General features: G+C 67.0%; 25 protein-coding genes and 1 pseudogene. 9 read left to right on the top strand and 17 right to left on the bottom strand.

The genetic code is table 11. The features are described 5' to 3' along the window. Positions 1 to 245: 245 nt before the first annotated feature. The 4 genes from RTO53_RS11685 to RTO53_RS11670 form a co-directional block, all read right to left on the bottom strand. Positions 246 to 1,556, bottom strand: a complete 1,311-nt coding sequence (locus tag RTO53_RS11685; protein ID WP_312237942.1) for an ABC transporter permease — start codon at positions 1,554 to 1,556, stop codon at positions 246 to 248. Positions 1,557 to 1,566: 10 nt separating this feature from the next. Beyond that, entirely contained in the window at positions 1,567 to 2,727 is a 1,161-nt protein-coding gene (locus RTO53_RS11680; protein ID WP_256777045.1) for an FtsX-like permease family protein, read from the bottom strand. A 14-nt stretch (positions 2,728 to 2,741) separates the two neighbouring features. Next, positions 2,742 to 3,431: an ABC transporter ATP-binding protein gene (locus tag RTO53_RS11675; protein WP_256777044.1), complete on the bottom strand. Its 690-nt coding sequence runs from the start codon at positions 3,429 to 3,431 to the stop codon at positions 2,742 to 2,744. Between the two features lie 186 nt (positions 3,432 to 3,617). Next, positions 3,618 to 4,859 carry an efflux RND transporter periplasmic adaptor subunit gene (locus RTO53_RS11670; protein WP_312237941.1) on the bottom strand — a complete coding sequence of 414 codons (1,242 nt, stop codon included), beginning with the start codon at positions 4,857 to 4,859 and terminating at the stop codon, positions 3,618 to 3,620. A 208-nt stretch (positions 4,860 to 5,067) separates the two neighbouring features. Here RTO53_RS11670 and RTO53_RS11665 point away from each other — a divergent pair, with 208 nt between their 5' ends. Genes RTO53_RS11665 through RTO53_RS11655 form a run of 3 tightly spaced genes read left to right on the top strand, consistent with a single transcriptional unit; the run spans position 5,068 to position 7,073 of the window. Further along, positions 5,068 to 5,241, top strand: coding sequence for a hypothetical protein (locus RTO53_RS11665; RefSeq protein ID WP_312237940.1), 174 nt, complete (start codon positions 5,068 to 5,070; stop codon positions 5,239 to 5,241). A 6-nt stretch (positions 5,242 to 5,247) separates the two neighbouring features. Further along, positions 5,248 to 6,474: a sensor histidine kinase gene (locus RTO53_RS11660; protein ID WP_312237939.1), complete on the top strand. Its 1,227-nt coding sequence runs from the start codon at positions 5,248 to 5,250 to the stop codon at positions 6,472 to 6,474. Continuing rightward, on the top strand, positions 6,471 to 7,073 hold the full coding sequence (locus RTO53_RS11655) for a response regulator transcription factor (RefSeq protein WP_256777041.1): 603 nt from the start codon (positions 6,471 to 6,473) through the stop codon (positions 7,071 to 7,073). The genes RTO53_RS11660 and RTO53_RS11655 overlap by 4 nt, the downstream gene beginning before the upstream one ends. A 19-nt stretch (positions 7,074 to 7,092) precedes the next feature. Here RTO53_RS11655 and RTO53_RS11650 read toward each other — a convergent pair whose 3' ends face one another. The 10 genes and pseudogenes from RTO53_RS11650 to RTO53_RS11605 all read right to left on the bottom strand — a co-directional run bounded on the left by RTO53_RS11650 (position 7,093) and on the right by RTO53_RS11605 (position 15,772). Further along, complete coding sequence (locus RTO53_RS11650) at positions 7,093 to 7,653, bottom strand: cytochrome b (RefSeq protein ID WP_312237938.1); 561 nt, start codon at positions 7,651 to 7,653, stop codon at positions 7,093 to 7,095. After that, entirely contained in the window at positions 7,650 to 8,762 is a 1,113-nt protein-coding gene (locus RTO53_RS11645; RefSeq protein ID WP_312237937.1) for a catalase family peroxidase, read from the bottom strand. Before RTO53_RS11645 ends, RTO53_RS11650 begins: the two co-directional genes overlap by 4 nt. Before the next feature lie 167 nt (positions 8,763 to 8,929). Continuing rightward, entirely contained in the window at positions 8,930 to 10,297 is a 1,368-nt protein-coding gene (locus RTO53_RS11640) for a leucyl aminopeptidase family protein (protein WP_312237936.1), read from the bottom strand. Between the two features lie 28 nt (positions 10,298 to 10,325). After that, positions 10,326 to 11,036, bottom strand: coding sequence for an HAD family hydrolase (locus tag RTO53_RS11635; RefSeq protein ID WP_312237935.1), 711 nt, complete (start codon positions 11,034 to 11,036; stop codon positions 10,326 to 10,328). 64 nt (positions 11,037 to 11,100) lie between these two features. Then, the gene (locus RTO53_RS11630) at positions 11,101 to 11,577 is read right to left on the bottom strand and encodes a hypothetical protein (protein WP_312237934.1); all 477 of its coding nucleotides are present in this window, start codon (positions 11,575 to 11,577) and stop codon (positions 11,101 to 11,103) included. Positions 11,578 to 11,663: 86 nt separating this feature from the next. Continuing rightward, positions 11,664 to 12,755, bottom strand: a complete 1,092-nt coding sequence (locus RTO53_RS11625) for an AI-2E family transporter (RefSeq protein WP_312237933.1) — start codon at positions 12,753 to 12,755, stop codon at positions 11,664 to 11,666. Positions 12,756 to 12,866: 111 nt separating this feature from the next. Continuing rightward, entirely contained in the window at positions 12,867 to 13,343 is a 477-nt protein-coding gene (locus tag RTO53_RS11620; protein WP_312237932.1) for a protein sip-5, read from the bottom strand. Further along, positions 13,340 to 13,840 (bottom strand): phage holin family protein, encoded by a 501-nt coding sequence (locus RTO53_RS11615; protein WP_312237931.1) that lies wholly within the window; start codon positions 13,838 to 13,840, stop codon positions 13,340 to 13,342. Before RTO53_RS11615 ends, RTO53_RS11620 begins: the two co-directional genes overlap by 4 nt. 6 nt (positions 13,841 to 13,846) lie before the next feature. Next, positions 13,847 to 14,212, bottom strand: a complete 366-nt coding sequence (locus RTO53_RS11610) for a hypothetical protein (RefSeq protein WP_256777031.1) — start codon at positions 14,210 to 14,212, stop codon at positions 13,847 to 13,849. A 133-nt stretch (positions 14,213 to 14,345) separates the two neighbouring features. Beyond that, positions 14,346 to 15,772 (bottom strand): annotated as a pseudogene (locus RTO53_RS11605) (Do family serine endopeptidase). Between the two features lie 303 nt (positions 15,773 to 16,075). Between RTO53_RS11605 and RTO53_RS11600 the strand changes: the two are divergent. The 3 genes from RTO53_RS11600 (at position 16,076) to RTO53_RS11590 (ending at position 20,204) form a co-directional block, all read left to right on the top strand. Then, positions 16,076 to 18,232 (top strand): adenosylcobalamin-dependent ribonucleoside-diphosphate reductase, encoded by a 2,157-nt coding sequence (locus tag RTO53_RS11600; protein WP_312237930.1) that lies wholly within the window; start codon positions 16,076 to 16,078, stop codon positions 18,230 to 18,232. Between the two features lie 181 nt (positions 18,233 to 18,413). Beyond that, a complete protein-coding gene (locus RTO53_RS11595; RefSeq protein WP_312237929.1) occupies positions 18,414 to 19,367 on the top strand; it encodes a histone in 954 nt (317 codons plus the stop codon). 87 nt (positions 19,368 to 19,454) lie between these two features. Beyond that, entirely contained in the window at positions 19,455 to 20,204 is a 750-nt protein-coding gene (locus RTO53_RS11590; protein ID WP_312237928.1) for an NrdJb, read from the top strand. Between the two features lie 16 nt (positions 20,205 to 20,220). On the opposite strand, the gene RTO53_RS11585 is transcribed toward RTO53_RS11590, so the two are convergent. Next, positions 20,221 to 21,399, bottom strand: coding sequence for a hypothetical protein (locus tag RTO53_RS11585; protein WP_312237927.1), 1,179 nt, complete (start codon positions 21,397 to 21,399; stop codon positions 20,221 to 20,223). 193 nt (positions 21,400 to 21,592) lie between these two features. On the opposite strand from RTO53_RS11585, the gene RTO53_RS11580 reads away from it, so the two are divergent. Further along, on the top strand, positions 21,593 to 22,267 hold the full coding sequence (locus tag RTO53_RS11580; RefSeq protein ID WP_312237926.1) for a hypothetical protein: 675 nt from the start codon (positions 21,593 to 21,595) through the stop codon (positions 22,265 to 22,267). A gap of 53 nt (positions 22,268 to 22,320) precedes the next feature. On the opposite strand, the gene RTO53_RS11575 is transcribed toward RTO53_RS11580, so the two are convergent. Continuing rightward, a complete protein-coding gene (locus RTO53_RS11575; RefSeq protein ID WP_312237925.1) occupies positions 22,321 to 22,890 on the bottom strand; it encodes a metal-dependent hydrolase in 570 nt (189 codons plus the stop codon). Between the two features lie 88 nt (positions 22,891 to 22,978). Further along, positions 22,979 to 23,341 (bottom strand): DUF1428 domain-containing protein, encoded by a 363-nt coding sequence (locus RTO53_RS11570; RefSeq protein WP_312237924.1) that lies wholly within the window; start codon positions 23,339 to 23,341, stop codon positions 22,979 to 22,981. Positions 23,342 to 24,041: 700 nt separating this feature from the next. Here RTO53_RS11570 and RTO53_RS11565 point away from each other — a divergent pair. After that, positions 24,042 to 24,614, top strand: coding sequence for an Ax21 family protein (locus RTO53_RS11565; protein WP_137191825.1), 573 nt, complete (start codon positions 24,042 to 24,044; stop codon positions 24,612 to 24,614). Positions 24,615 to 24,739: 125 nt separating this feature from the next. Beyond that, a complete protein-coding gene (locus tag RTO53_RS11560; protein WP_312237923.1) occupies positions 24,740 to 25,168 on the top strand; it encodes an NUDIX domain-containing protein in 429 nt (142 codons plus the stop codon). Positions 25,169 to 25,287: the final 119 nt, after the last annotated feature.

The raw sequence follows: 25,287 nt of genomic DNA, 5'->3' as shown, positions 1-25,287 counted from the left end.
AAGCCAGCTTTCCCGCTTGTCTCCGCAAGCCGAGCCCCGTAGCAGCCGGTAGGCCCCTGGGCAAAATAAAGGAGGAGGCCGCCACGCGGCCGGGGGACATTTGCGCCAGGGGCCTACCGGCTGCTACGGGGCCCTAACGCTCGCGACAGACTGCATCTCCCCGCACCCTTGCGGATGCGGCTTGTGGTCTGTTATTTCGTGCGCGCCCCTGCGCGCGCACGGTCTTATCCGTACACCGCCACGCCTCAGGTCTCGCGCAACGCCGTGGTGATCGGCAGGCGCGCCGCACGCAGTGCCGGGAACAGGCCACCGACCAGACCGATGCCCAACGCCCACTTCAGCCCGGTCCACAGCAGCTCCGGCGATACCCGGAACTGGAACACCACCTGGCTGAAGTTGTTGCCCAGCGTGGACACCGTGTAGTTGTTGAATACCAACCATGCCAGCAAGCCCCCCAGGATGCCGCCCAGCAAGGCCAGCAGCATCGTCTCCAGCATCACCGCCGTGATCACCGGCAGCCCGCGGAACCCGATCGCCCGCATCGTGGCGATCTCGCGCGCACGCGTGGCCACCGCTGCATACATGGTGTTGAGCGCGCCAAACACTGCGCCGATCGCCATGATCCCGCCGATCACCGTGCCCAGCACATTGATCAGCGTGCTCAGGCCCCCGGACTGCTTGCTGTAGTAGTCGCGGGTCGTTTCCACGTCCAGTTTCAGCCGCGGATCGGCCTCCATCGCCGCCTTGAACTGCGTGAACCCGGCAACGCCCTCGGTACGCACGTTGACCGACTGGTAGGCGCTGCGGTTGTAGGTGGTAGACAGCGTCTGGGTGTCGGCCCAGAGCTCGGACTCGTGCACGTCGTTGGAGGCGAACACGCCCACCACCGTCCAGTCCTGCTTGCCCAGCTGCAGGGTCTTGCCCACCTCCAGGCCCTCGAACTGCGCCTTGGCTCCCTTGCCGACCACGATCTCGCGCAGGCCCGGCTTGAAGCGGCGGCCTTCGACGATGTGCACCTGCCGGCGCACTGCCCACGCCTGTTCGCCCACGCCGCGGAACTGCACGTTGGTATCGGAGTGGTCGCTGCGCGAAAGCAGGCTGATCACCTGCGACAGCTCGGCCGACACCAGCGGCTTGCCGTCCTCGCCGCGTGCCACCCCGGGCAGGCTCTGGATGAGGGGCAGCTGGTCGCGCATGATCACCGAGTTGGTTTCGGCCTGCGAGCCGCCGCGCAGCACGATGGCCACATCGTCGCTGCCGCTGCGGCTGAGCGTGGCCTTGAAGCCGTCGCCCATCGCCAGCATCGCCACCAGCACGCCGACCACACCGGCAATGCCCACCACGATCACCGACGAGGCCCCCCAGCGCTGCGGCAGGCTGGCGATGCCGATGCGCGCGGCCGCCAGCGACAGCCGGCCACTGCGGGTAAACAGCAGCCATGCCGCCAGCAGCACCGCGATGGCCAGCACCATCCACCACGGCAACACGATCCACACTCCCAGCGCGACCAGCAGCACCAGCACGGTCAGCGCGTTCCACAACCATTGCTTGTTCATGATGGGCTCCTCAACGTCCGGCCAATGCATCGACGATCTTCAACCGCTGCGCGCGCAATGCCGGCAGCAGCCCCACCACCACGCCGATCACCGCCATCAGCCCCAGCGCCATCGCCCAGGTCTGCGCGGGCACGCCCGGCAGGCTGATCATGCCCTGGCTGTTTGCGCTGATCACCGGCATCAGGATCGCGGCCAGGCCCATCCCGATCAGCCCACCGAGCACGATCAGCAGCACCGATTCGACCATCACCAGCACCAGCACGGTGCCGTCCTTGAAGCCCAGCGTCTTGAGGATCGCCAGCTCCGGGATGCGCTCGCGCACCGCCTGGGCCATGGTGTTGCCAGTCAGCAGCACCAGGGTGAAGAACACCGCGGCCATGATCCCGGTGACGATCAGGCCGATATCGGCGAACTGCTTGGCGAAGGCCTGCGAAAACGCTGCTTCGGTCTGCGACTTGGTCTCGCGGTCGGAGTTCAGTGACAGCGCATCGATCGCCTGCGCCACGCGCGAGGCGTGCGCCGGGTTGTCCAGCTGCACGGTGTAGAAGCTGACCTGGTTCTTGATGTAGTCGTTGGACTCATCGAAGTAGCTCCAGTGCAGCAGCAGCTGGTTCTCACCGGCGGCGCTCTTGCGGTCCTTGGCGCGGTAGATGCCCACCAGCTGCAGCGGCCAGTCATTGCTGCCCTTGCGCGGGAAGATGGTGGCCTGCATCGGGATCGTGTCGCCGATTTTCCAGCCGAAGCGCTTGGCCAGGGCCTCCCCGACCAGCGCACCGGTACGGGTGTTCTTGAATGCCTCGGCCTGCGCCGGTGGCAGTTCGAACTCCGGGTACAGGTCCATGTAGTTGTCCGACACCGAGAAACTCGGGAAGAAATTCTTCGGGTCCTGGTAGATGCCGCCGAACCACATCGCGTAGTTCACCTTGCGCACCCCGGGGGTGGCTTCGATGTCGCGCAGCAGGCGCAGCGGCAGGCTCTGGGTGATCGACAGCTTGGAGGACACCACCAGCCGCTTGGCGCCTTCGATGGTGTCGCCGCCGGAGTTGAACGCCACGCGCACCGAATCGAGCATGCCAAACAGCAGGAAGGCGGCCACCACCGAGAGCAGGGTCAGCAGCGTGCGTGTCTTGCTGCGGAACAACTGCGCCCAGATGAGCGAGAAATACTTCATCGCGGCATCCTCCGTCAGTGGGCCGCTGGCGCAGTGGCCAGTTCGCCCTTGTCCAGGTGCACGGTATGGGTGGCGTACTCGGCCGCCTTGGGATCATGGGTGACCATGATGATGGTCTTGCCGTGCTCGCGGTTGAGCTGCTGCAGCAGGCCCAGGATCTCCTCGGCGGACTGGCGGTCGAGGTCGCCGGTGGGTTCGTCGCAGATCAGGAAGGTCGGGTCGGAGACGATCGCCCGGGCAATCGCCACGCGCTGCTGCTGGCCGCCGGACAACTCGTTGGGACGGTGGCTGCGGCGGTCGGCCAGGCCGACCAGGGTCAGCGCGATCTCCGCGTTGCGCTTGCGCTGGGCCGCGCCCAGGTGGGTGAGCAGCAGCGGCAGTTCCACGTTCTTCTGCGCGGTGAGCATCGGCATCAGGTTGTAGAACTGGAACACGAAGCCGACATGGTGGCTGCGCCAGGTCGACAGCTGCCCGCCGGACATGCGGTCGATCCGCTCGCCCTCGATCTCGATCTCGCCACCGCTGGGCGTATCCAGCCCGCCGATCAGGTTGAGCAGGGTGGTCTTGCCCGAGCCGGACGGCCCCATCAGGGCGACGAAGTCGCCGCGCTGGATGTCCAGGTCGATGCCGTGCAGCACCTGCACCTTCTCGGGACCGCGCTGGTAGGTCTTGGTGATGTTGCGGAGCGAAACCAGGGTCGACATGGGTGGTTCTCCTTGGAACAAGGCGGATCGAGCGGACGGCATGCGGCGGCGTGCGCCTGCATGCGCGATCTTGGGGCCGTGGCCGGGTGGGGAACGCGCGGTGGCGGACAGCAGCCCACCTGCGCGCCGGCACGGCACGGGTAGCGCACACACGTTGCATCGCCGCGCCCGGCGGGGCGCGGCGGGTTACTGCTGCTGCTTTTCCACGACCTTGCTGCCGTCGCGCAGTTCCGCGGGCGGGTCCACCACCACCACCTCGCCGGCGCTCAACCCGCGGCTGATCTGGCGGTCGGTGTTGAGGGCGGTACCGGCGGTGACTTCACGCAGTTCAACGTGCTGGTCGTCCTTGACCACGAAGGCGACGGTCTTCCCCTCGCGCTCGATGATCGCCGCCGCCGGTACGCGCGCGCCCTTGGGCGCGGCGGCCGCGGCCGCTGGCGCCGCTTCCAGGAAACTCACCCGCACGCCCATTTCCGGCACGATGCGCGGGTCTTTCACCTTCAATGCCACGCGTACCTTGACCGTGGCCTTGCCACGGTCGGCGGTGGGCACGATGGCGATCACCTCGGCCGGGATCTTCCAGTCCGGGTAGGCATTGAGCGTGGCTTCCACCGGCATTTTCGGCTGCACGCGACCGATGAAGGACTCACCCACGTCCACCTCGATCTCCAGCGATTCCATGTCCACGATGGTGCCGATGCCGGTGCGGGTGAAGCCGCCACCGGCCGACAGCGGCGACACGATCTCGCCCGGCTGCGCGGCCTTGGCGGTGACCACGCCGGAGAACGGTGCCCGCACGGTGTTGTTGTCCACGCCCAGGTCGGCGATGGCCAACGCGTCGTTGGCGACCTTGATGTTGCGTTCGGCGGTGCGCAGCTGCGCCCGCAGGCTGTCACGCTGGGAGGTGGCCAGGTCGTACTGCGAGCGCGAGACCAGCTGCTGGCCCACCAGCGTCTGCAGGCGGCCGGCTTCGGCGTTGGCCTGCGCCACCTGCGCCTGCAGCCCGGACAGCTGGCTGCGCGCCGCCTCCAGCTGCGAGGCCGACAGGCTGCGCTGTGCGTTGGCGTCGATCGGGTCGAGCGTGGCCATCACCTGGCCTTCTTCCACGCGCATGCCTTCTTCGATCATCACCTCGCGCACCTTGCCGGTGATCTTGGCCGAGACCGTGGCCATGCGCCGGGCGACCACATAGCCGCTGGCATCGAGTACCGAACTGCTGGCGCTGCCCTGCTGGATCGCCACCACCGGCGCGGTGCTGACCTCGATCGCGCGTTGCCGGCCGAACACGAACCAGCCGATCCCGCCGAGCAGCAGCAATACGATGATCGCCAGCGCGATCCACAGCCCACGGCGGGGCGAGGACGGCGGCGGGGTGGTCGCCTTGCGGTCGATGCGGAGTTCCTTGAGCAGTTCAGCGGATGCGTTCATCGTGAGTCTGGACGGGGAATCGGGCCGAGTGTGACCGCAACGGCGGTCGCGGGGCAAACCGGCACCAGGCCGGGTGGTGCACAGCATGCGCGCCCGGCGGCGGCGTGGGCAGTGACAGCTGTCACCTGACTGCGCTGACGACGGCCACTGTGCGCGCTGCCGCCGCGGCGCGAGGCTATGCCCATCCCGCCCGCTCCGGAGTGCCCCGATGTCCATCGCCGTCGCTTTTCCGGCCAGGCTGCCTGACCTCCGGGTAGATTGCGGCGCGGTGGCGACGCGACAGCCGACGCCGGGCAATGCGTCGGTGGATATCGCGGCGGTGCTGGCGGTGACCGCCGATGCGCCGGGACTGGCACGCCGCCGTCTGCGCCAGGTGGGCTGAAGTGGCATGATCGCCCCTGTTCGCCCTGCGTTGGAATCGTCCGTGTCATCCAGTCGGCTCGCCTCCCTGTTGCGCCCCGCGCCGGATTCGGCCGTGGCCGAAAACCTGCGGCGTGGCAAATCGCCCTGGGTCGATGCCATCCACCTGCTGTGGACGCTGTGGGTGTTCCTCACCCCCTTGTTCGGCACGGGCTACACCTGGCGCTGGGCGGCGCTGACCCTGCTCACCTACCCGGTGTTCCTGGCCCTGTATGCCGGTGTGCTGCTGGCACCACGTTGCCATGCGCCGCGCTATGCACTGTCGATGGTGGCGCTGGGGCTGGTGCCGCTGGCGTGGTACCCCTCGGCGGTGAGCTACTTCATCTTCGGCTGTGTCACCTTGCGCGTCTCGCGCCGCAGCGGCTATGGGCGCTATCTGCTGCAGCTGCTGGCGTTGAATGCACTGTTCGTGGTGGTGGGTCTGTTCGCCCACTATCCGTGGCAGGCGTTGATCTGGATCCCGAGCATGGCGGTGATCATCAGCCTGGTGGTCAATTTCGAGACCGCCAGCCATGAAAAAGATGCGGCGCTGCAGCTGTCGCAGGACGAAGTGCGGCGGCTGGCGGCCACCGCCGAACGCGAGCGCATCGGCCGCGATCTGCACGACCTGCTGGGGCACACGTTGTCCCTGATCACCCTGAAGCTGGAGCTCTCGCGCAAGCTGGCCGACCGCGATCCGGCCGGCTCGCGTCGCGAAGTCGCCGAAGCCGAGACCATCGCGCGGCAGGCGCTGGCCGAAGTGCGCAGTGCGGTCACCGGCATCCGCGCCAGCGATCTGGCCGCCGAGCTGGCCTCGGCACGGCTGCTGCTGGAGTACCAGCACGTGCACCTGCACTACGCGCCGCCGCCGCCGATGCCGGTGGATATCGAACGGGCACTGTCCCTGGTGCTGCGCGAGGCCGTCACCAATGTTGCCCGCCACGCCCAGGCGCGGCAGGCGTGGATCACCTTCGAACAGGACGGACGCAACTTGTTGATGCAGATACGCGACGACGGGCGTGGCGGTGTCCACGTCGATGGCAACGGCCTGACCGGCATGCGCGAACGCGTTGCCGCGCTGCGTGGCACCCTGGCCATGCAGTCGGCCAAGGGCGAGGGCACCTGCGTGACGGTGCGGGTGACGCTGCCGGCGGCGACCACGCCGGTACTGGCCGCCGTCGCGCCCGCCGCGGTCCCGGGCGGGGCCACGCCATGATCCGCATCGTGTTGGCCGAAGACCAGGCGATGGTGCGCGGCGCGCTGTCGGCGCTGCTGGGGTTGGAGCCGGACATCGAGGTGCTGGGCAGCGCAGCCGACGGCGAAGCCGCGTGGCGCATGCTGCAACAGCTGCAGCCGGACATCCTGGTCACCGACATCGAAATGCCCGGGCTGTCCGGCCTGGAACTGGCCCAGCGCATCGCCCGCCAGCAGCTGCCGATCAAGGTGGTGATCGTCACCACCTTCGCGCGCTCGGGCTTCCTGCGCCGCGCACTGGATGCCGGGGTGTGCGGCTATCTGCTCAAGGACGCCCCCGCCGAACGCCTGGCCGATGCGCTGCGCCAGGTGCAGCACGGCGGCCGCGCGATCGATCCGCAGCTGGCGCTGGATGCCTGGTCGCAGGCCGACCCGCTCAACGACCGCGAACGCCAGGTACTGCGCCTGTCCGGCGACGGCCGCTCGGCCAGCGAGATCGCCACCCAGCTGGGGTTGTCGCACGGCACCGTGCGCAACTACCTGTCCGAATGCATCGGCAAGCTCGGCGTGGCCAACCGCATCGAAGCGTATCGGTTGGCCAGGCAGAAAGGCTGGCTGTAACGCCGGCCAACGGCCGGCACTACCGGGTGTGGTCGTCGCGGGCTGTCGCCGGCCCCTTCGCCATTGCCTGGAACACCCCATCGCGGCGTACCCACAGATGGAACAGCGCTGCCGACAGATGCGCCACCACCGTGGCGAACAGCGCATAGGCCAACAGGCTGTGCGCGTTGCGCAGCGCCGCGTACAACGCCGGGTCGTGCGGCACGATCGCCGGCAGGTTGAAGCCCGGCCACATCACGATCGGATAGCCGCCCGCGGAGAGCATCGACCAGCCGATCAGCGGCATCGCCAGCATCAGGCCGTACAGCACCCAGTGCGAGGCATGCGCGGCGAATGCCTGCCAGGCAGGCAGATCGGTCGGCAACGGCGGCGGCCGATGACGCAGTCGGTTGTACAGGCGCACGATCACCAGCAGCAGGATCGCGATGCCGAGCGGGCGGTGCAGGTCGATCAGCATCGGCCGCCAGTGCAGCGCGGCCACCATGCCCACGCCGACAAACAGCATGGTCAGGATCATCGCCGCCATCAGCCAGTGCAGCACGCGCGCGGTCAGGTTGAAATGGCCCGTATCACGGTTCATTGCGCGCCCTCCTTGCCAGTGGCCGCCGCACCCTTGCCGCTGGCGATTTCGCGCTCGCGGCGGTTGAACGACTGCGAGTACACCGCCGACCGCGCGGCCAGGATCGGATCGTCGGAACCGGCGATGCCGCTGGGCAGGATCAACGGATCGTAGTTGAGGTCGCGGCAGGCACCGGTGGCCTGCGGCTGCATCGACACCAGGCTGAGCGTGCCCACCTTCACCTGGCGGCGCTGCGCCGGCCACACCTGCGACGGATCGTCGATCGGGTCGCCCGCCTCGGCGATGCTCACCCACATGTCCCAGCGCACCGGGCCCTGCGCCAGGCGCTGGGCAAACTCGTCGGCCAGGTAGTCCAGGCCCGCTTTCGCGCGTTGCTCCGGCGTCATCTCCACGAACGGCGCCTGCGGCCGCATGCTCCAGCGCACGAAGCGGTGGCTGCCGTCGGCGGCGGTGAAGCGGAAGGCGTTGACCCCGTTGTAGGTGGTGTCGGCCCAGCTGCTGGACCACGGCGCGGTCTTGGCCCACTGCCCGAACGCACGCGCGGACGGGTACTTGGCCAGCACGGCCGCCATCCTGGCCGGGTCCGGCTTGCCGGTGGCCGGATCGGGGATGCCGGCGCGGGTCTGTTCGAGGAAGGCCTCGCTGGTGGGTACGGCGAAGAACGGGAAGCTGTTCATCGCCGTCCGCCATTCCTGGCCGTCATCGCTGACCAGCTGCAGCGCCATGCTGCGCACGCGCGCATTGGCGTCGGCACCGTGCGGGTCGCCGCCGCCGATGGAGAGCCGGCCCAGCACCGGCACCTGCGGCTGCCGGAATACCCGCGCCGAACTCAGCGCCGCCGCTTCCGGCGTGCCCTGGAAGGTACCGCTGACGCACACGCCCTTGGTATGCGCGCGGCGGAAGCCCGGCTGCGGCGGCCCGGTGGCTTCGATGCTGTCGGTGAAGGTCTGCGCGGTGATGCGGTCGCGGCCGATCCAGCCGGCCAGCCAGGCAAACGCCAGCACCAGCAGGCCGGCGATCAACGCGATCAGCGCGATCCACAGCAGCGGCGACGGTGGTCGCGGTGCGCCGGGCTCGCGGCCGGCACGGGGAGAGCCGAAGAGGGACATGTCTGGTTTCCTGCCTTCACAAAGCGTGTGGGTGGGCGACCGGGCCATGGTGTCAGAACGTGGGCGACACCGATATTCACATTTTCGACAACTCTTCCAAACGCAGATCCCCGCCGAAGCGGGGATCTGCGGGTGTCACTGCAGGGCCGGGCAGCGCTCGGCGCCGCTCAGGCGTAACGCGTCTTGAGCATGGTCCATGCCGAGCGCAACGCCAGCGCCTCGCCACCGGCCGGGCGGCCCGGACGCTCGCCATCGTTCCAGGCGTACACGTCCAGGTGCGCCCAGCGCTGGCCTTCGGCGATGAAACGCTCCAGGTACAGCGCTGCGGTGACCGAACCGGCCATGCGCGAGCCGGCGTTGGCCAGGTCGGCGATGTTGCTGTGCAGGTAGCGCAGGTACGGGCGCCACAGCGGCATGCGCCAGACCGGATCGCGCACCGCTTCACCGGCCTGCAGCCACTGCTGGGCCAGCGTGTCATCGTTGCTGAACAACGCCGGCAGGTCCGGGCCAAGCGCGATCCGCGCCGCACCGGTGAGGGTGGCGAAGTCGAGCACGATCTCCGGTTGCTGTTCGCTGGCGTAGGTCAGCGCATCGGCCAGGATCACCCGGCCTTCGGCGTCGGTGTTGTCGATCTCGATGCTCAGGCCCTTGCGGGTGGCAATCACTTCGCCGGGGCGGAACGCATCCGGGCCGATCGCGTTTTCCACCGCCGGGATCAGCAGCGTCAGCTGCACCGGCAGCTGCTGGGCCATGATCAGCCCGGCTAGGCCGAGGGCGTGCGCGGCACCGCCCATGTCCTTCTTCATGTTGCGCATGCCATCGCCCGGCTTGATGTCCAGGCCGCCGGTGTCGAAGCACACGCCCTTGCCGACCAGCGCCACGTGCGGCTGGCCTGCGTTGCCCCAGCGCAGCACGATCAGGCGCGGCGCGCGATGCGAGGCGCGGCCCACCGCGTGGATGGACGGGAAGTTCTGCTCCAGCAGCGCATCGCCGGTGATCACCTCGATCTGCGCGCCATGCGCGCTGGCCAGGTCACGCGCGGCGTCTTCCAGCTGCTGCGGGCCCATGTCTTCGGTGGGCGTGTTGACCCAGTCGCGCACGCGCAGGCTGGCGGTCACCACATCGCGCACTTCGGCCGACGGCGTGGCTGCCAGCTGGGCCGGCGCACGATTCGGCTTGCGGTAGCGTGCGAAGCGGTAGCTGCCCAGGCCCCAACCGATGTGCAGCAGGGTTTCGATTTCCGCCGGCAGTGCATCGGCCAGCGTCCAGATGCTGCCTTCCGGCAGCGCGAACGGCGCATGCGCGTAGCTGTAGGCATCGCCCGGGTCACCCACGCCGATGATCGCCCCGGCCAGGCCGTGCTCGCCCGGCAGCAGCACCACGCTGCCACCGCTGCCGTTGAAGCGCTGCGCATCCAGCCACGCGCCCAGCGCGTCGGACTGCTGTGCGCGCCAGCCGGCGTACTGCTCGCGGGTCATCACGTGCAGCGGCAGCGCGTTGCTCGTCTCGGAAGTGAAACCGTTGATCTCGGACATGGGACTCGAATGCTCCTTGGGCGGCGGCTTACGCGTGCTGGGCAGATGCGTTGGCATCCAGCCAGTCGGCCAGCCCGGTCAGGGTGTCGAACTGCAGATCGGGCTGCAGTGAAGGATGGTTCCAGCGGTGCTCTTCGCGGTTGATCCAGCAGCCGCGCAGGCCCGCCTGCATCGCACCGACCACGTCCATCTCGGCGTGGTCGCCCACGTGCAGTACATGGGCCGGGGCAACGCCGAGGCGCTCGCAGGCGGCGTGGAAGATGCTGGCGGCCGGCTTGGCCGCACCGTGCTCGCGCGAGCCGAGCTGGAAGGTGAAGTGGTGGGACACGCCGATCCGCTGCAGGTCGGCATTGCCGTTGCTGAGCGCGGCGACGGGCACCTTGGCGGCGATCCGCGCCAGCGCGTCGAGCGCGTCCGGGTAGAACTCCACCTGGTTGCGCGCGGCGTAGAACGCCTCGTACGCCGGTTCGAGCAGGGCCGGGTCGGCGCCGCTTTTCTCCAGCGCCTCGCTCAGCGTCAACCGGCGCAGTGCGCTGAGGTCGTAGTGCAGGTGCGGGTTGTCATGGAAGGAGCGCTCGCGCAGTTCGCGCATCGCCGCCACCGGGTACATCGCGGCGGTGGCGGGGCTGTGCTGGAGCATCCACTCGTACAACACCTGGTCGATGCGGGCGCCGATGGGGGCGAACGGCCACAGGGTGTCGTCGAGGTCGAGGGTGATGGCTTGGACAGGAAAATTCACCCGGCCATTCTACGCCTGCGCGCGCAGGCTTACATCGCGCGCAGGCAGCGCCGGCGAAGGTCCTTCAGCGCAGGTCGTAGGAACAACTGATGGATGCCCGCCCGTCCTGCTGCCGCACGTTCAGGTCATGTCGGCCGACTTCCAGGGTGTAGTCGCCGGCCACGTTGTCCCGGATCTTCGCCAGCGCGGCGACCTGCTCGACACTGGCCGTGCTGAAGTACGCGGTGTAGCTGTCAATGCCATCCTCGCCGCTGGCGCCGTCGTACAGGTGCAGGCGGTTCACCGGCTGGCCCAGCACCAGCAGCGGCGTGGTCAACGCATACTCGCCATCGGATAGTTCGCCGTACGCCTGCAGCTCGGTAGGCTTGAGCACCTTGGCCAGGGCGGCGAACTGCGCAGGCGTCAGGTGGCGCTTGCAAGTAACCGCCTCGACCAGCTGGCGGCTGGCCACTTCGGCGCTGGGCTGGGGGGCGGCCAAGGTGGGCGCGGCGAGGGTGACAAGGCCGGCAAGGGCCAGGCAACGGGCGACAAGGGAAGACATCAGGGCCGGGATCCATCCGAAAAAGAGGCCGGTATTCTGGCAGCTTCAGGGAGTACGCAGCCAGCCTTGTCCTCCGCTTGAACCGCTTATTCCAGCAGCTTGGCCCAGCCCTGGGTGCCGTCCAGCCGCGCCAGCACCAGCTTGATGCAGACCAGCAGCGGCACCGCCAGCAACAGCCCCACCATGCCCCACAGCCAGCCGAACACCATCAGCGCCAGGATCAGGATCAGCGGCGAGATCGCCATGCGCCGGCCCAGCACGATCGGCGTGACCACCTGCCCTTCCACTGTGTGCAGGGCCAGGTAGCAGGCCGCCGGCAGCAGCGCCTTGAGCGGATCGCTGAACTCCACAAAGCCCATCAGCAGCATCAACGCCACCCCGATCAACGGGCCCACGTACGGGGCGAAGTTGAGCAGGGCGGCCACCGTGCCCCACAACAGCGCTTCCTGCAGGCTGATGCCCAGCAGCAGCAACACCCCGGCAAACACCAGTCCCACCAGCGTGTTGATCACGGTGATGGTCAGCACGTAGCGCGATACCTCGCGCTCGATCGAACGCAGGATGTCGGTGGTGAAACGCTGTTGCTGGCGGCTGGGGAACAGCGCGATCGCATGCTTCTGCAGGCTCTGCCCGTAGATCATGAAGAACAGCGTCAGCAGCACCACCGCCAGCACCGAGGCGGCCAGCCGCGGTGCACGGGTGAGCACCTTGTAGGGGTCATCGAGCTGGGTGCGCACGATCTGCACGCGCCGGCTGCCTTCGCCGCCGGCCACCCGCGCGAAGTTTTCGGCCGCCTGGTTGGCCTGCTGCACCGGCTTGGTCAGGTCCTGTACCTGGCGCGCGACCTTGCGCAGCTGCTGCGGTGCTTCCTGCGCCCATTCCATTGCCGGGCCGACCAGCTGCACGCCCAGCGCCGCCGCGCCGCTCAGGCCCGCGCCGATCACCAGCACTGCCGCAAGGAAGCGGGGAATCCACAGCTTGCCGAGCAGGCGCAGGATCGGGTTGCCCACCAGCGCGAAGAACATCGCCAGCAGCACCGGCAGGATCACTTCCTGCGCCGCCCACAGGGTAAAGGCAACCGCCAGCGTGGCCAGCACCACCAGCGACATCGGCGCACGCGGGCGCGGCAGCGGAGGAGTGGCGGCGGTGTCGTCGGGGGTAACGGCAGGAACGCTCATGCGGGCGCCGGGCAGGAAAGGAGCGCCATTATTGGGCAAGCCGGGTGCGGGTGGCGTGTTGTGCCCGTGCAGAAAAAGCGAGGCCCCGCCGCAGTGCGGCAGGGCCCGGTTTCAGCGTTCGGAGATATCGGTGGCCGCTTCGGCCGGTTGCGGCTGTTGCGGAGAGGCCGGATCGACACGCGGCTGCGGCTGCGGGCTGACCCGCGGCGTGGGTGCCGCTGCCCGGGGCGCCGGGCGGGCCAGGTCATCGGTGGCATCGTCCACCTTGTCGGCCGCCTGCTCGGCGGTTTCGGCCGCTTCGCCGGCCTGCATCGAGGCGAACGCGGCCTGGGTACTGGCCACCAGATTGGAGACCGAGCCGATCATCTGCAGCCAACGTGCACCCTGCACCTTGGCGCCGAGCCCGGTGGGTTCCAGCTTTCCAGCCAGGAAGCCGCCGGCAAGACCGACGGTGATGATCCGCATGGGCGTCCACCCGGCACGCCAGACGGTGCTGAGGGAGAACCAGCTGCTACGGGTTTTTTCCACCCGCACCGCCACCACCAGCTCGGCACGCTGCACGCGCTGGCGCAAGGCTTCGAAGTTCATCGCTTCACCCCCGTCGTATCGACGTCGGCATCGGGATCTTCATCGCTGGGTTCGTCATACAGCCCCAGCCGCGACAACTGCCGGCGGGTGGCATGCATGCCGGTGTGACGGAAGAAGAACGATACCCGCCACATCGCGTAGCCGGTCACCAGCAGGCTGATGATCGAGGTGATCAGCAGCGAGTGGAACCAGGACAGGCCCCAGCGCTGCATCAGGGCGATCAGCGTGCCGGCCAGCAGCAACCAGGCCGACGCGCCGAACACGATCGCCACGCCAGCCCATGCCAGCGCACGGCCAAACGCACTGCGTGCCAGGGCGAAGTCGGCCGAGGCCAACCGTCGCAGCGAACGCAGGGTGTGCTTGGCCGACTCGACGGTCTCACGGCCGGCCTCACCGACCTGGCGGATGCTCTCGTCCAGGCGCGGTGCTTTTTCACCACTGCCCGGTGGCGGGGATTCCGCGCCACCGGTAGCGGTCGACTGGGCTTGATCGCTCACGCCGACTTACTTGTCGCCGCCGCTGCGGGCCAGCTTGGCGATGATCCAGCCGGCGGCGAAAGCCACGCCGAAGGAAGCCAGCGGACGCTCACGGATCAGCTCGGCGGCGCTGTCGACCAGGTCCTTGCCCTTGTCCATCAGTGCATCGACCTGTTCCTTGGCAGCGGCACCGCCGAACTCGGCAGCCGCCAGGCCCGACAGCGCGGTGTCGGACAGTTCGGCCTTGACGTTGGCCTTGCCGATGCGCAGTTCGTCGCCGGCAGCGCCGGTCGCGCCCTTGATCGCACCGCCAGCGGCGCTGGCCGCGGACTTCAGGTGCGAACCGGCTTCGCCCAGGTGTTCCTTCAGGTTTTCGGTATTGGTGGGGCTCATCGTGACTCTCCGTTATGTGCGATGGGGAAGGTGACCGGGGCGGGACCCCGATAACGAACGCAAGGTAATAGCATCGGCCGGGTGTAGGGCGTGTTACGCCCCGTGAGGTGCGCGCGAAGGCCGGCTGCGCCGTTCAGCGCATCACCAGCACGCCCGGCGTGTTGCCGCGCACGATGCGCAGCACCAGTTGTGGCGGGCGTTGCTGGAAGTTGGCGCGCCAGCTGGCAGGTCGGCAAATTCGCCCGCGCTGGTTTCGGTGATGACGTCGCCGGCAGCCAATCCCGACGTCGCTGCGCGGCTGCCGCGCTTGACCTCGCTCACCTGCACGCCGCTGATGCCGGCCTGGCGCAGGGATTCGGGCAGGTCGACAAAGGTGGCCCCGGCCAGGCGTGGATCCAGGCTGTCGCCGCTGACCGCTCGCGCCTGTTCCTTCAACGTGGCCTTGAGCTGCAGCGGCTTGCCGTCGCGGCGGATGTCCAGGTTGAGCGCGCTGCCGACCGGGGTCAGCCCTTCCACGTTGTGCAGGGCCTGCGCGCTGTCCACGCGCTGGCCATTGGCGCTCACCACCACATCGCCCGGTCGCAGCCCGGCCGCGGCGGCGCCAGAGCCGGCCAGCACGCGCGTCACCAGCGCGCCACGCGCTTCGGTCAGGCCCAGCCCCTGGGCGATCTGCTGGGTGAGGTTCTGCGCCTCCACGCCGAGCGTGCCGCGCACCACCACGCCATGCTTGACCAGCTGGTCGACCACGTCGCGGGCAAGGTTGGACGGAATGGCCAGGCCCAGGCCGATGTTGCCGGCCATGCTGCCCTGCGGATTGAAGCTGGCGGTGTTGATGCCCACCAGCTGGCCCTGCAGGTTGACCAGCGCGCCGCCCGAGTTGCCCGGGTTGATCGATGCATCGGTCTGGATGAAGTTCTGGTAGCCCAGCCCGCGGATGCCGCTGCGGCCCACCGCCGAGACGATGCCCGAGGTCACCGTCTGGCTGAAGCCGAACGGGTTGCCGATGGCCACCACGAAGTCGCCCACGCGCAGCTGTTCGCTGTTGCCCAGCGGCAGCGCGGTGAGCTTGTCGGCGGGGATGCGGATCAGCGCGATGTCGGTATCGCGGTCCGAACCGAGGAACTCGGCCTTCACCGTCCGCCCGTCGGCCAGCGTTACCTGCACGTCGTCGGCGTTGTCGATGACGTGGTGGTTGGTCAGCACCAGGCCGGCGCTGGCGTCGATGATCACCCCCGAGCCCAGCGATTCGTTGATGCGTTCCTGCGGCACTTCGGGGAACAGCCGGCGCAGGATCGGATCGTTGAAGAACGGGTTGCGCACGCGCACCACCTGCTTGGTGTTGACGCTCACCACCGCCGGCATCACCCGCTCCAGCATCGGTGCCAGCGACGGCACCGTCTGCCCGGCGACCGCCGCCGGCAGCGCGGCCGTGGCGGGAATGGCCAGCGACACCGGCGCTGCTTCGGCACGGTTGTCCAGGTGCGCGTTGATGGCCGTGGCGGTGAAGCCACCGAAGGCGGCGGCAAAGGCCAGCGTGAGCAGAGTCGGGAGCGGTCGCATGGTCCGGCGGTTCCGTATCGAAAGAGGTAGAGACATGCATACGGTAAAGCAAGCTGAATGAGTGTGTCCGCCTGCGCCTAAACCGGGAATGAAATCGGCGTCCGTTCCGGCTGCCAGCCCCCTGCGGCGAGGTCGTGGGCGGCCGTTGACAGCGCCTTCGGCAGGGGTAAGCTGGTAGGCATCGGCCACAAGATGTTGCGTTGCCGATCAGGATTGCCCCAAGAGGTTGGGTTTGCTTTCCGGGGCAACGACACGCCGTCAACGATCAGGCCGTGGCCCGCGCCTGATGGAGCCTGCCCTGCGATGAGCACGCTGCCCCTGGATGAGATCCGCGACGTCGGTGCCGATGCCGACGGCGTACCGCTGCAGTCGGCCTCGCTGGATATCTGGGACCGCAAGTACCGCCTCAAGACGCGGCAGGGCGAAGCGCTGGATGCGGACATCGACGCCACCTACCTGCGCGTGGCCCGCGCGCTGGCCGATGCGGAGACCACCGCCGAACTGCGCCAGCACTGGTACGCGCGTTTCACTTGGGCGCTGCGCCGTGGCGCGATCCCGGCCGGACGGATCATTTCCAACGCCGGCGCGCAGGCGCACAAGCCGGCCACCAGCACGATCAACTGCACCGTCTCGGGCACCATCGAAGACTCGATGGACGGCATCCTGCAGAAGGTCCACGAAGCCGGGCTCACCCTCAAGGCCGGCTGCGGCATCGGCTATGAGTTCAGCACGCTGCGACCGCGCGGGGCGTTCGTCGCCGGGGCCGGTGCACACACTTCCGGGCCGATGTCCTTCATGGATATCTTCGACAAGATGTGTTTCACCGTGTCCTCGGCCGGTGGTCGGCGCGGTGCGCAGATGGGCACCTTCGATGTGTCGCATCCGGACGTGCGCGAGTTCATCCGCGCCAAGCGCGAGGACGGCCGGCTGCGCCAGTTCAACCTGTCGCTGCTGATCACCGACGGCTTCATGCAGGCCATCGAGGACGATGCCGACTGGCCGCTGCTGTTCCCGCTGACCCGTGCCGAAGCGGCCGGGCAGGATCTGGGCGACGAAGCACAGGTGCAGTGGCGCCAGTGGCCGACCCACCACGGGTACGTGGTCCGCGAGGATGGCCTGGTCGCCTGCCGCGTTTACGGCCAGCTGCGTGCGCGGCACCTGTGGGACATGATCATGGTGTCCACCTACGACTATGCCGAACCCGGTTTCATCCTCATCGACCGGGTCAACGAGATGAACAACGCCTGGTGGTGCGAAGACATCCGCGCGACCAACCCGTGCGGCGAGCAGCCGCTGCCGCCCTACGGCGCCTGCCTGCTCGGCTCGGTCAACCTGACCCGCTTCGTCCGCGACCCGTTCACCGCGCAGGCCCGCTTCGACTGGGACCAATACAAGGAGGTGGTGCGGGTGTTCACCCGCATGCTCGACAACGTGGTCGAGGTCAACGGCCTGCCGCTGGAACAGCAGCGCCAGGAGATCCTGCGCAAGCGCCGGCACGGGATGGGCTTCCTCGGCCTCGGCTCGACCCTGGTGATGCTGCAGATGACCTACGGCGACCCGGCCTCGTGCGCCTTTACCGAATCTGTCGCCCGCGAGATGGCCATCGCCGGCTGGGAGACGGGCCTGGCGCTGGCCCGCGAGAAAGGGCCGGCGCCGATCATGCAGGAGACCTTCGAGGTGACCGCGGCGATGTTGCGCCAGCGCCCGGAGATGGCCGACGACGGCTGGCGCATCGGCCAGCAGGTGGAGGGCAGGGTGCTGCACGCGCGCTACAGCCGTTACATGCAGCGCATTGCCGAGGTCGCCCCGGCGCTGGTGGCGGAACTTGCCGAGGTCGGCGCGCGCTTTACCCATCACAGCTCGATCGCCCCCACCGGCACCATCAGCCTGTCGCTGGCCAACAACGCCTCCAACGGCATCGAGCCGTCCTTCGCCCACCACTACAGCCGCAACGTGATCGTCGAGGGCCGCAACAGCAAAGAGAAGGTGGACGTGTTCTCCTACGAACTGCTGGCCTACCGCCACCGGGTCAACCCGCACGCGATGCCGTTCGCGGACGCGCCGGACGCCCGGCTGCCGGCCTGCTTCATCGCGGCCGACGACATCTCGCCCAAGGCCCACGTCGACGTCCAGGCCGCCGCGCAGAAGTGGGTGGACAGCTCGATCTCCAAGACCGCCAACGTCCCCACCGACTATCCCTACGAGCAGTTCAAGGACATCTACCGCTACGCCCACGCGCAGGGATTGAAGGGCTGCACCACCTTCCGTTTCAACCCGGCCGCGTTCCAGGGCGTGCTGGTCAAGGAGGCCGACCTGGCGAACACCACCTACCGTTTCGAGCTCGAAGACGGCGCAGTTGTGGAGGTAAAGGGCAACGAACAGATCGAGTACGACGGTCAATTGCACACCGCCGCCAATCTGTTCGACGCGCTCAAGGAAGGCTACTACGGCAAGTTCTGATCCATGTACGGAAGCTGTTTTAAAGGGGTTTGCTGCAGATGCCCGGTGGCCCGGGCGCACGCATCGCCGGCCCGCCAAGCACAGATGCGGCTCATGGCGTGCGACAAGACCGTTCCACGATGGACCGCGCCGGTATAGCATCGCCAGCGATTTGACTAACCAGCCCCTATAGGAGGCAATCATGAGCAACGGCAATGGTGTGACCGCGACCCTGACCCAGGGCGTCGACGAAGTGAAGGAAGTGGCTGGCAAAGTGGGCGAGACCATCGCCACCACCGCCGAAGATGCGGTTGCCTCGGTGAAGAAGACCGTCAAGCGCGCACGCAAGGCTGCCACCACCCAGGTTGCCAAGGTCAAGAAGGCCGTGCAGAAGGCCGAGAAGACCGTCGCCAAGAAGGCTGACAAGGCCGCCAAGTCGGTCGGCAAGACCCTGGCCAGCGCCAAGAAGAAGCTGGAAGCGGCCAAGAGCAATGCCAAGGCTGAAGCTGCCTCGCTGACCAAGCAGGTCGCCAAGAAGAAGGCCGCCGCCGAGAAGGCCGTGACCAAGACCACCAAGGCCGCCAAGAAGGTTGCCGGCAAGAAGGTCGCCACCGCCAAGAAGGCCGTGACCAAGAAGACCGCCGCCGCCAAGAAGGTTGTCGGCAAGAAGGTTGCCGTGGCCAAGAAGGCAGTGGCCAAGAAGACCGCGACCGCCAAGAAGGTGGCTGGTAAGAAGACCGCCGTCGCCAAGAAGGCCGTCGGCAAGAAGGTCGCCGTGGCCAAGAAGGCGGTGGCCAGGAAGTCGGCCGTGGCCAAGAAGGCCGTCGGCAAGAAGACCGCCGTCGCCAAGAAGGCCGTCGGCAAGAAAGTCGCCACTGCCAAGAAGGCGGTGACCAGGAAGACCGCAGCGGCCAAGAAGGTCGTCGGCAAGAAGACCACCGCGGCCAAGAAGGTTGCCGGCAAGAAGACCGCCGTCGCCCGCAAGACCGTCGGCAAGAAGGTCGCCGTAGCCAAGAAGGCCGTGGCCAAGAAGACCGCGACCGCCAAGAAGGCCGTGGCCAAGAAGACCGTAGCCCGCAAGGCTGCACCGGCCAAGCGCGCCAGCGCTGCCAAGACCGTGGCCCGCAAGGCCCCGGCCAAGCGCGCCCGCAAGTAAGTCGGTAAGCACGGCGCCTGCCTTCGGGCAGGTGCCGTGACGCGGTCGCAGACGGGTATTCCCTGCAGGCGCACGAGGAACCGCACCATGGCTGTCAGGATCGACCAGAAGATCAAGGGCTACGCCGTCGTCACCCCCGAGGAGAAGATGCGCCCGTCCGCTGCCAGTGCAGCGCCCGCCCTGGCCACCGCGCCGGCCCTGGCGCCCACCGACAACATCGTGCAGATGCACGAGCGCATCGAGCGCCCCGACGTGTTGATCGGCAACACCTACAAGATCAAATCCCCGCTGGTGGAACACGCCTTCTACGTGACCATCAACGACATCGTGCTCAACCCCGGCACCGAGCATGAGCTGCGGCGCCCGTTCGAAGTCTTCATCAACTCCAAGTCGATGGAGCATTTCCAGTGGATCGTCGCGCTGACCCGGATCATGTCCGCAGTGTTCCGCAAGGGCGGCGACGTGACCTTCCTGGTCGAAGAGATGAAGGCCGTATTCGACCCGCGCGGCGGCTATTACAAGGCCGGCGGCGTCTACATGCCCTCGCTGGTGGCCGAGCTGGGCAGCATCATCGAAGAGCACCTCAAGTCGATCGGCCTGCTGCACGACCCCGAGCTGAGCGCGGCGCAACGCGCGCTGATCGCAGAAAAACGCCGCCAGTACGAGCAACACGGCCCGGACAGTACCGCCGACCACGAGGAAGACCTGGCCGTCACCGGCGATGGCACCCGCTTCCCGCCGAGCGCCAGCATGTGCCACAAGTGCAACACCCAGGCGCTGGTGCTCCTGGATGGGTGTGAGACGTGTTTGAACTGCGGGTATTCCAAGTGCGGGTGAGGGCGCCGGCGCCTGGTCAGGACAAGGTGACAATTGCCTCAGATCCGACCGATGCCTCCAGCCGTCCGAGATAATACGAGAACGCAACTGGATCGATCGCCAACCGTACGTCTCCAGGATTCAAGCTGCATGTGAGGAGGCGGCGGAGATCTGGTCCTTCGCTGAAACGATGGAATGTGAGCCCATTCTCCATTGAATCCCAGTAGAGCGTCAGGCGGAAGTAATTGCAGGCATTAACCTCCGCAAGCAATTCAACGGCGTCCATCGCAGGCTCGCGCGCGGCGTCGAGTATTGGTGGGATCTTGAAGATAGTGAAATCTTCCAGCGCTGCGATCAATGGTGTATCCAGGTCCAGTCTGGCGGGGAGATCGAAAAGTGAAGCAACGACCAGCCAGTCATCAACATAACGATGGAAGAACAAGCGGCGCAGCTCCAATGCAGGCCCGCCTGCACCCTCGACTACTGCGGCGAATACGGTCAACACCGAATCGAGTGGCTCCAGAAGTAGCGTCTCGCCATCAATGTAATACGACTCGTAGTAGCCGCCCACCCCGCGCTTGAGGGTGTGGAAGGTGGTGCGCGTATCTTCCTCAAGCAGCATTGAAGGAATCAGATGCAATGAGCGCTCCATCTTGGTGGCCACGCAGTCTTGCGCCAAGTCAAGCGAATCGTACTGTTGCCCGCGGCTGTTGAGCCATGCATGAAGATCGATGGCGCCGGATCCGGCGGTCCTCAGCGTTCCAAAGTACGGCGAACGGTCCAGTCGAAGACTGGCTTGGTGCATTCGGGTAATCATCTGCCCGTCCAGGACACCGATCAACTCGAAGTCTGCATATCCCTCTTCCTCTGTTAGCACGCAGCCTGTGTGGAAGATGCTGATAGGCTCCTCCGGCGCCAGGATTCGCTGGTATCGTTCGTCAAGCGATGCAGGGTCCGACTCAACCCGTTGCAGATTCATGGCGAGCTGTCGGATGTGGCTGACAGTTCCGGCCACCAGAAAGGTGCCCGCAGCGTGCGCGAGGCTGAGCCGCAGAAACTTTCTGACCAGTCGCGTGGGCGAGGCGTCAAGCTCGACCGGTAGGATCCTGGTATCTCCAGTCGAAGGCATCACGATATGCTCGCCTTGCGTCTCAACGGACAGCATTACGTCGGCGAATGCAGTGCCAAGGTCTTCAAGTAGGGCTATCACCGTCATTCGGTCACCTCGTTCATCCATGATTGGCAGTTGGTGAGCAACTGCCCCGAAGGAATATCCGTCCATTGACCAGATCGGCGGGAACGGGACGAACTTTAGCCAATTGCGGAACCTGCCCGTATGCTCTCCTCGTGCCGTCGTAGACGACGGCACGGCAGCCCTTGTTTCGTTTATTGACCTGGTGGGAGACATCATGCGCGGTCTAGACTTCAGCTCCTGGCAAGCCATGCTCTCCACCCTGGTCGGGTTGGCGGTGATCACCCTGATCGGCGTCGGCATCCGGCTGCTGGTGATGCAGACCCTGCAGCAGCGGCGCGAGCGCGAGAACCGGCAGATCAACGAGCGCCTGCGCACGCTGATCGCCGCCTACAAGGTGCTGGGCGGATCGTTCACCGGTGCGCTGCACGTCGACCCACGGCATCTGCGCGACCTGCCTCGTGCCGCGCCGGACGATGCGCTGTCATTGCCGGACGGCATCGACGCCGGTAGCGATCGCGCGCGGCGCATCCGTGATGCGGTTGAAGCCGCACTGTCGGACATCATCCTGCTCGGCACCGATGACCAGGTACGGCTGGCCGCGCGCGCGGCCACCGAGCTGGCACAGGGGCGCCCGGTGCAGACCGCTGAACTGGTGGTATCGCTGCGCGACTTCATCCGCGCCGCGCTCGACCTGGCGCCGATCCCGGCCAGCGTAGCCATCCCGCAGCAGGGGCCGGCCCGTCCCAGCGCCGGTGCGAAGGGCAAGGCGGACGGCGACAAGGCCGGCGGCAAAGCGGGCGTCGGCGGCGGTGGCGGCATGGGCGGCATGGGCGGTGGCGGAGTGGGCATGGGCCACGGCGCCGAAGACGACAACAGCCACGCACGCTGAGCGCATCCGGCCAGCCCGGCGGCCGTTACGGCTGTACCGCAACGCAGCCGTCGTCAACGCGGCAGGCTGATCGACCAGGCGACAAACGCTACCCAGACCGGCGCCACGCACACCGCCCACGTGCGCCATCGGCGCATCGGCGTACCACGTGCCAGGGCAACCAACGCGGTGAACACGGGCAGCAACACCCCCAGCTCGATCAGCAGGTTGCGCCACAAGTAGACGTTGCCAGGCTTCAGCGCACCGGCACTGGGCAGCACGCCCGGCAGGGACGCCCCGGCCTGCAGCGGCCAGAACAGCGGTACCGGATGCGCGCCGACCAGCAGATCCAGCAGCGGGTGCGACCCGCTGGCCGCCAGCAGCCATGGCACCGCCAGCGGGACACCGCCGGCCTTCGCCACCCGGTTCACGGCCACCGCCATGATCAACGCGAACAGCAGGCTGTGGGTGACGCGCGGGCTCGCGCCATAGCCCAGCAGCCACACTGCCAGGTAGTCCAGGTCCGGACAGACCGCGACGAACACGAAGGGCGCCATCGCCCATCGCGATGGCGCCCGCGCGCGCGCGTTCCAGCACAGGTAGGCGGTGAGGCCGGCGCAGGCATGGCCGACAAGCGATGACATGGCGGCAGGACCGATGACCGTGGAGCGGTCAGGATCCTGCCTGCGCATGGGCGCACGATGGGGCCAGTGTGTGGCCCGCATGAAGTCCTTACTTCCCGCCCAGTTCCACCACCGGCACGAAGCCGCCGTAGATCATCCGCTTGCCATCGAACGGCATCGGGTTGTTCTCCGGATCCATGCGCGGGTCGTCCATCATCTTCTGCATGCCGGCATCGCGGGTGGCCTTGTCCGGCCATTCGATCCAGGAAAACAGCACGGTCTCTTCGGCCTTGGCTTCTACCGCGCGGTAGAAGTCGGTCTGCTTGCCGTGCGGCACATCATCGCCCCAGCACTCCACCACGCGTGTGGCGCCGTGCTCGATGCAGATCGCATCCCCCATCCGTGCGTGCTTGAGGAATGCATCCTTGTTTGCGGTCGGGACGGCGATTACGAATCCATCGATATAAGCCATGCCAAGCTCCGGATGGCGCACCGGAATGGGCGCCTTCATTGCATACGACGAATCGGGGGGAGAAGGATCGACATTGCGCCGCAGCGCACCCTGCGGATGTGACGAAACTCGCCTTCACATTTAAAAGGTCATTGAATTCAATGACTTGTTCAGTACGGAGGCCCTCGGGTGCGTATGGGGTCAGAAAAATCCTAACGCCGGCGAGGAACATCCTGATATCAGCGCTGTCGCATTCCACCGAAGATGGGGAGCCGGAAAGGAAGCTCACACGAGCGACCTGTTCTGTAACGCCTCAGCTGCGTTGCCGGTGTATCACGGAGGATGGACGCGTTAGCCGACTACTCCCCAAGAGCGGCTTCCCCAACGCGTGACGCCCCGAAAGGGCATCGTCGTGACCGGATTCCTTTGTTGCGCTTTGCCGATGCTGGCGTATTGCCGCATCGCCGCCTGTTTTCTCCGGATGTTCAGCAATTCCCCGGGCCCATCTCACGTCGCATGCACGCTTCAGCGCTGTTTTGCCGCTGAAATCGCGGCGCGCGCGTATATGCCAGAGCGCAACTGAACCCCCGCCAAAAATTCATGCATCTGAAAGGCACCGCTTTCAGGGGGGGTTGTGGCGAATAACGGAGAATTTACATTCCCGATGCAGAGCGGCGTCCGCGCTGGCTGCAAGCAGTTCACGACAAAAAGGTGTACCCCCATGAAGACTTCGTTGATTGCCCTGGCCCTCGCCGCCGCCCTGCCGTTCGCCGCTTCGGCTGCTGAAGGCCTGTCCTACAACTACGCCGAAGGTGACTACGTCAAGACCGACGCAGACGGCGGCAAGGCTGATGGTTGGGGCGTGAAGGGTTCCTACGCGTTCCTGCCGAACTTCCACGCTTTCGGTGAGTACAACCAGCAGAAGACCGACATCGGCAACTTCAAGGTTGACCAGTGGCGCGTCGGCGTTGGCTACAACCAGGAAATCGGCAACAGCACCGACTTCGTGGGCCGCGTTGCCTACAACAAGTTCGACCCGAAGGAAGGCCTGGACTTCAACGGCTACAGCGCTGAAGCCGGTATCCGTACCGCGTTCGGCCAGCACGCCGAAGTCTATGCGATGGCCGGCTACGAGGATTACAGCAAGAAGCACGGCGTCAATCCGGATGGCCAGTTCTACGGCCGCCTGGGTGGCCAGGTGAAGTTGAACCAGAACTGGGGCATCAACGGCGACATCAAGATGGATCGCCATGGTGACAAGGAATGGTCGGTCGGCCCGCGCTTCAGCTGGTAATTCCAGCGTGACCGCATCGCCACGTGCCTGAACGGCGTGGCAGGAAAGGCCCGGCATTGCCGGGCCTTTCTCGTTCTTCGCGCGGCACCGTCGATAATGGGGTTTTGCAGACCCAGGGCTTCCGCATGACCGCAGATACCGATCCGCACCATCCCCGGCTTGGCTGTGGTGCCGTCGTGCAGCGTGCCGACGGCGCGCTCCTGCTGGTGCAGCGCGGGCGCGAGCCGGAGAAAGGGCACTGGGGCCTGCCCGGTGGAAAGGTGGACTGGATGGAGACCGTCGAACACGCGGTGATCCGCGAGGTCGCGGAAGAAACCGGCCTATGCGTGGCGGTGGAGCGGCTGCTGTGCGTGGTGGACCACTTCGAACCGGCGCTGGGGCAGCACTGGGTGGCGCCGGTCTATCTGGTACGTGCGCAGGACAAGACGCAGGTAGCGGCGGTGAAGGAACCCGAAGCGCTGCTCGGCCTGGGCTGGTTCACCCCCGACGCACTGCCCACGCCGCTGACCGTGTCCACGTTGCGCGCGCTGGCACATCTTTCGATGGCGCACTGACCCGAGGCCCGCACGCAGGCCCGGCAATGCCGGGCCTTTTCATTGCCGCAGTTACGGCGTTACATCGCCTCGGCCAGCAGCGCAGCACTGCGATCGAGCAGCACGCGTGCGGCCGGCGC

It is taken from the genome of Stenotrophomonas sp. (assembly GCF_031995405.1).
GTDB lineage: Bacteria > Pseudomonadota > Gammaproteobacteria > Xanthomonadales > Xanthomonadaceae > Stenotrophomonas.
This window is presented reverse-complemented; position numbering and strand designations above follow the sequence as displayed.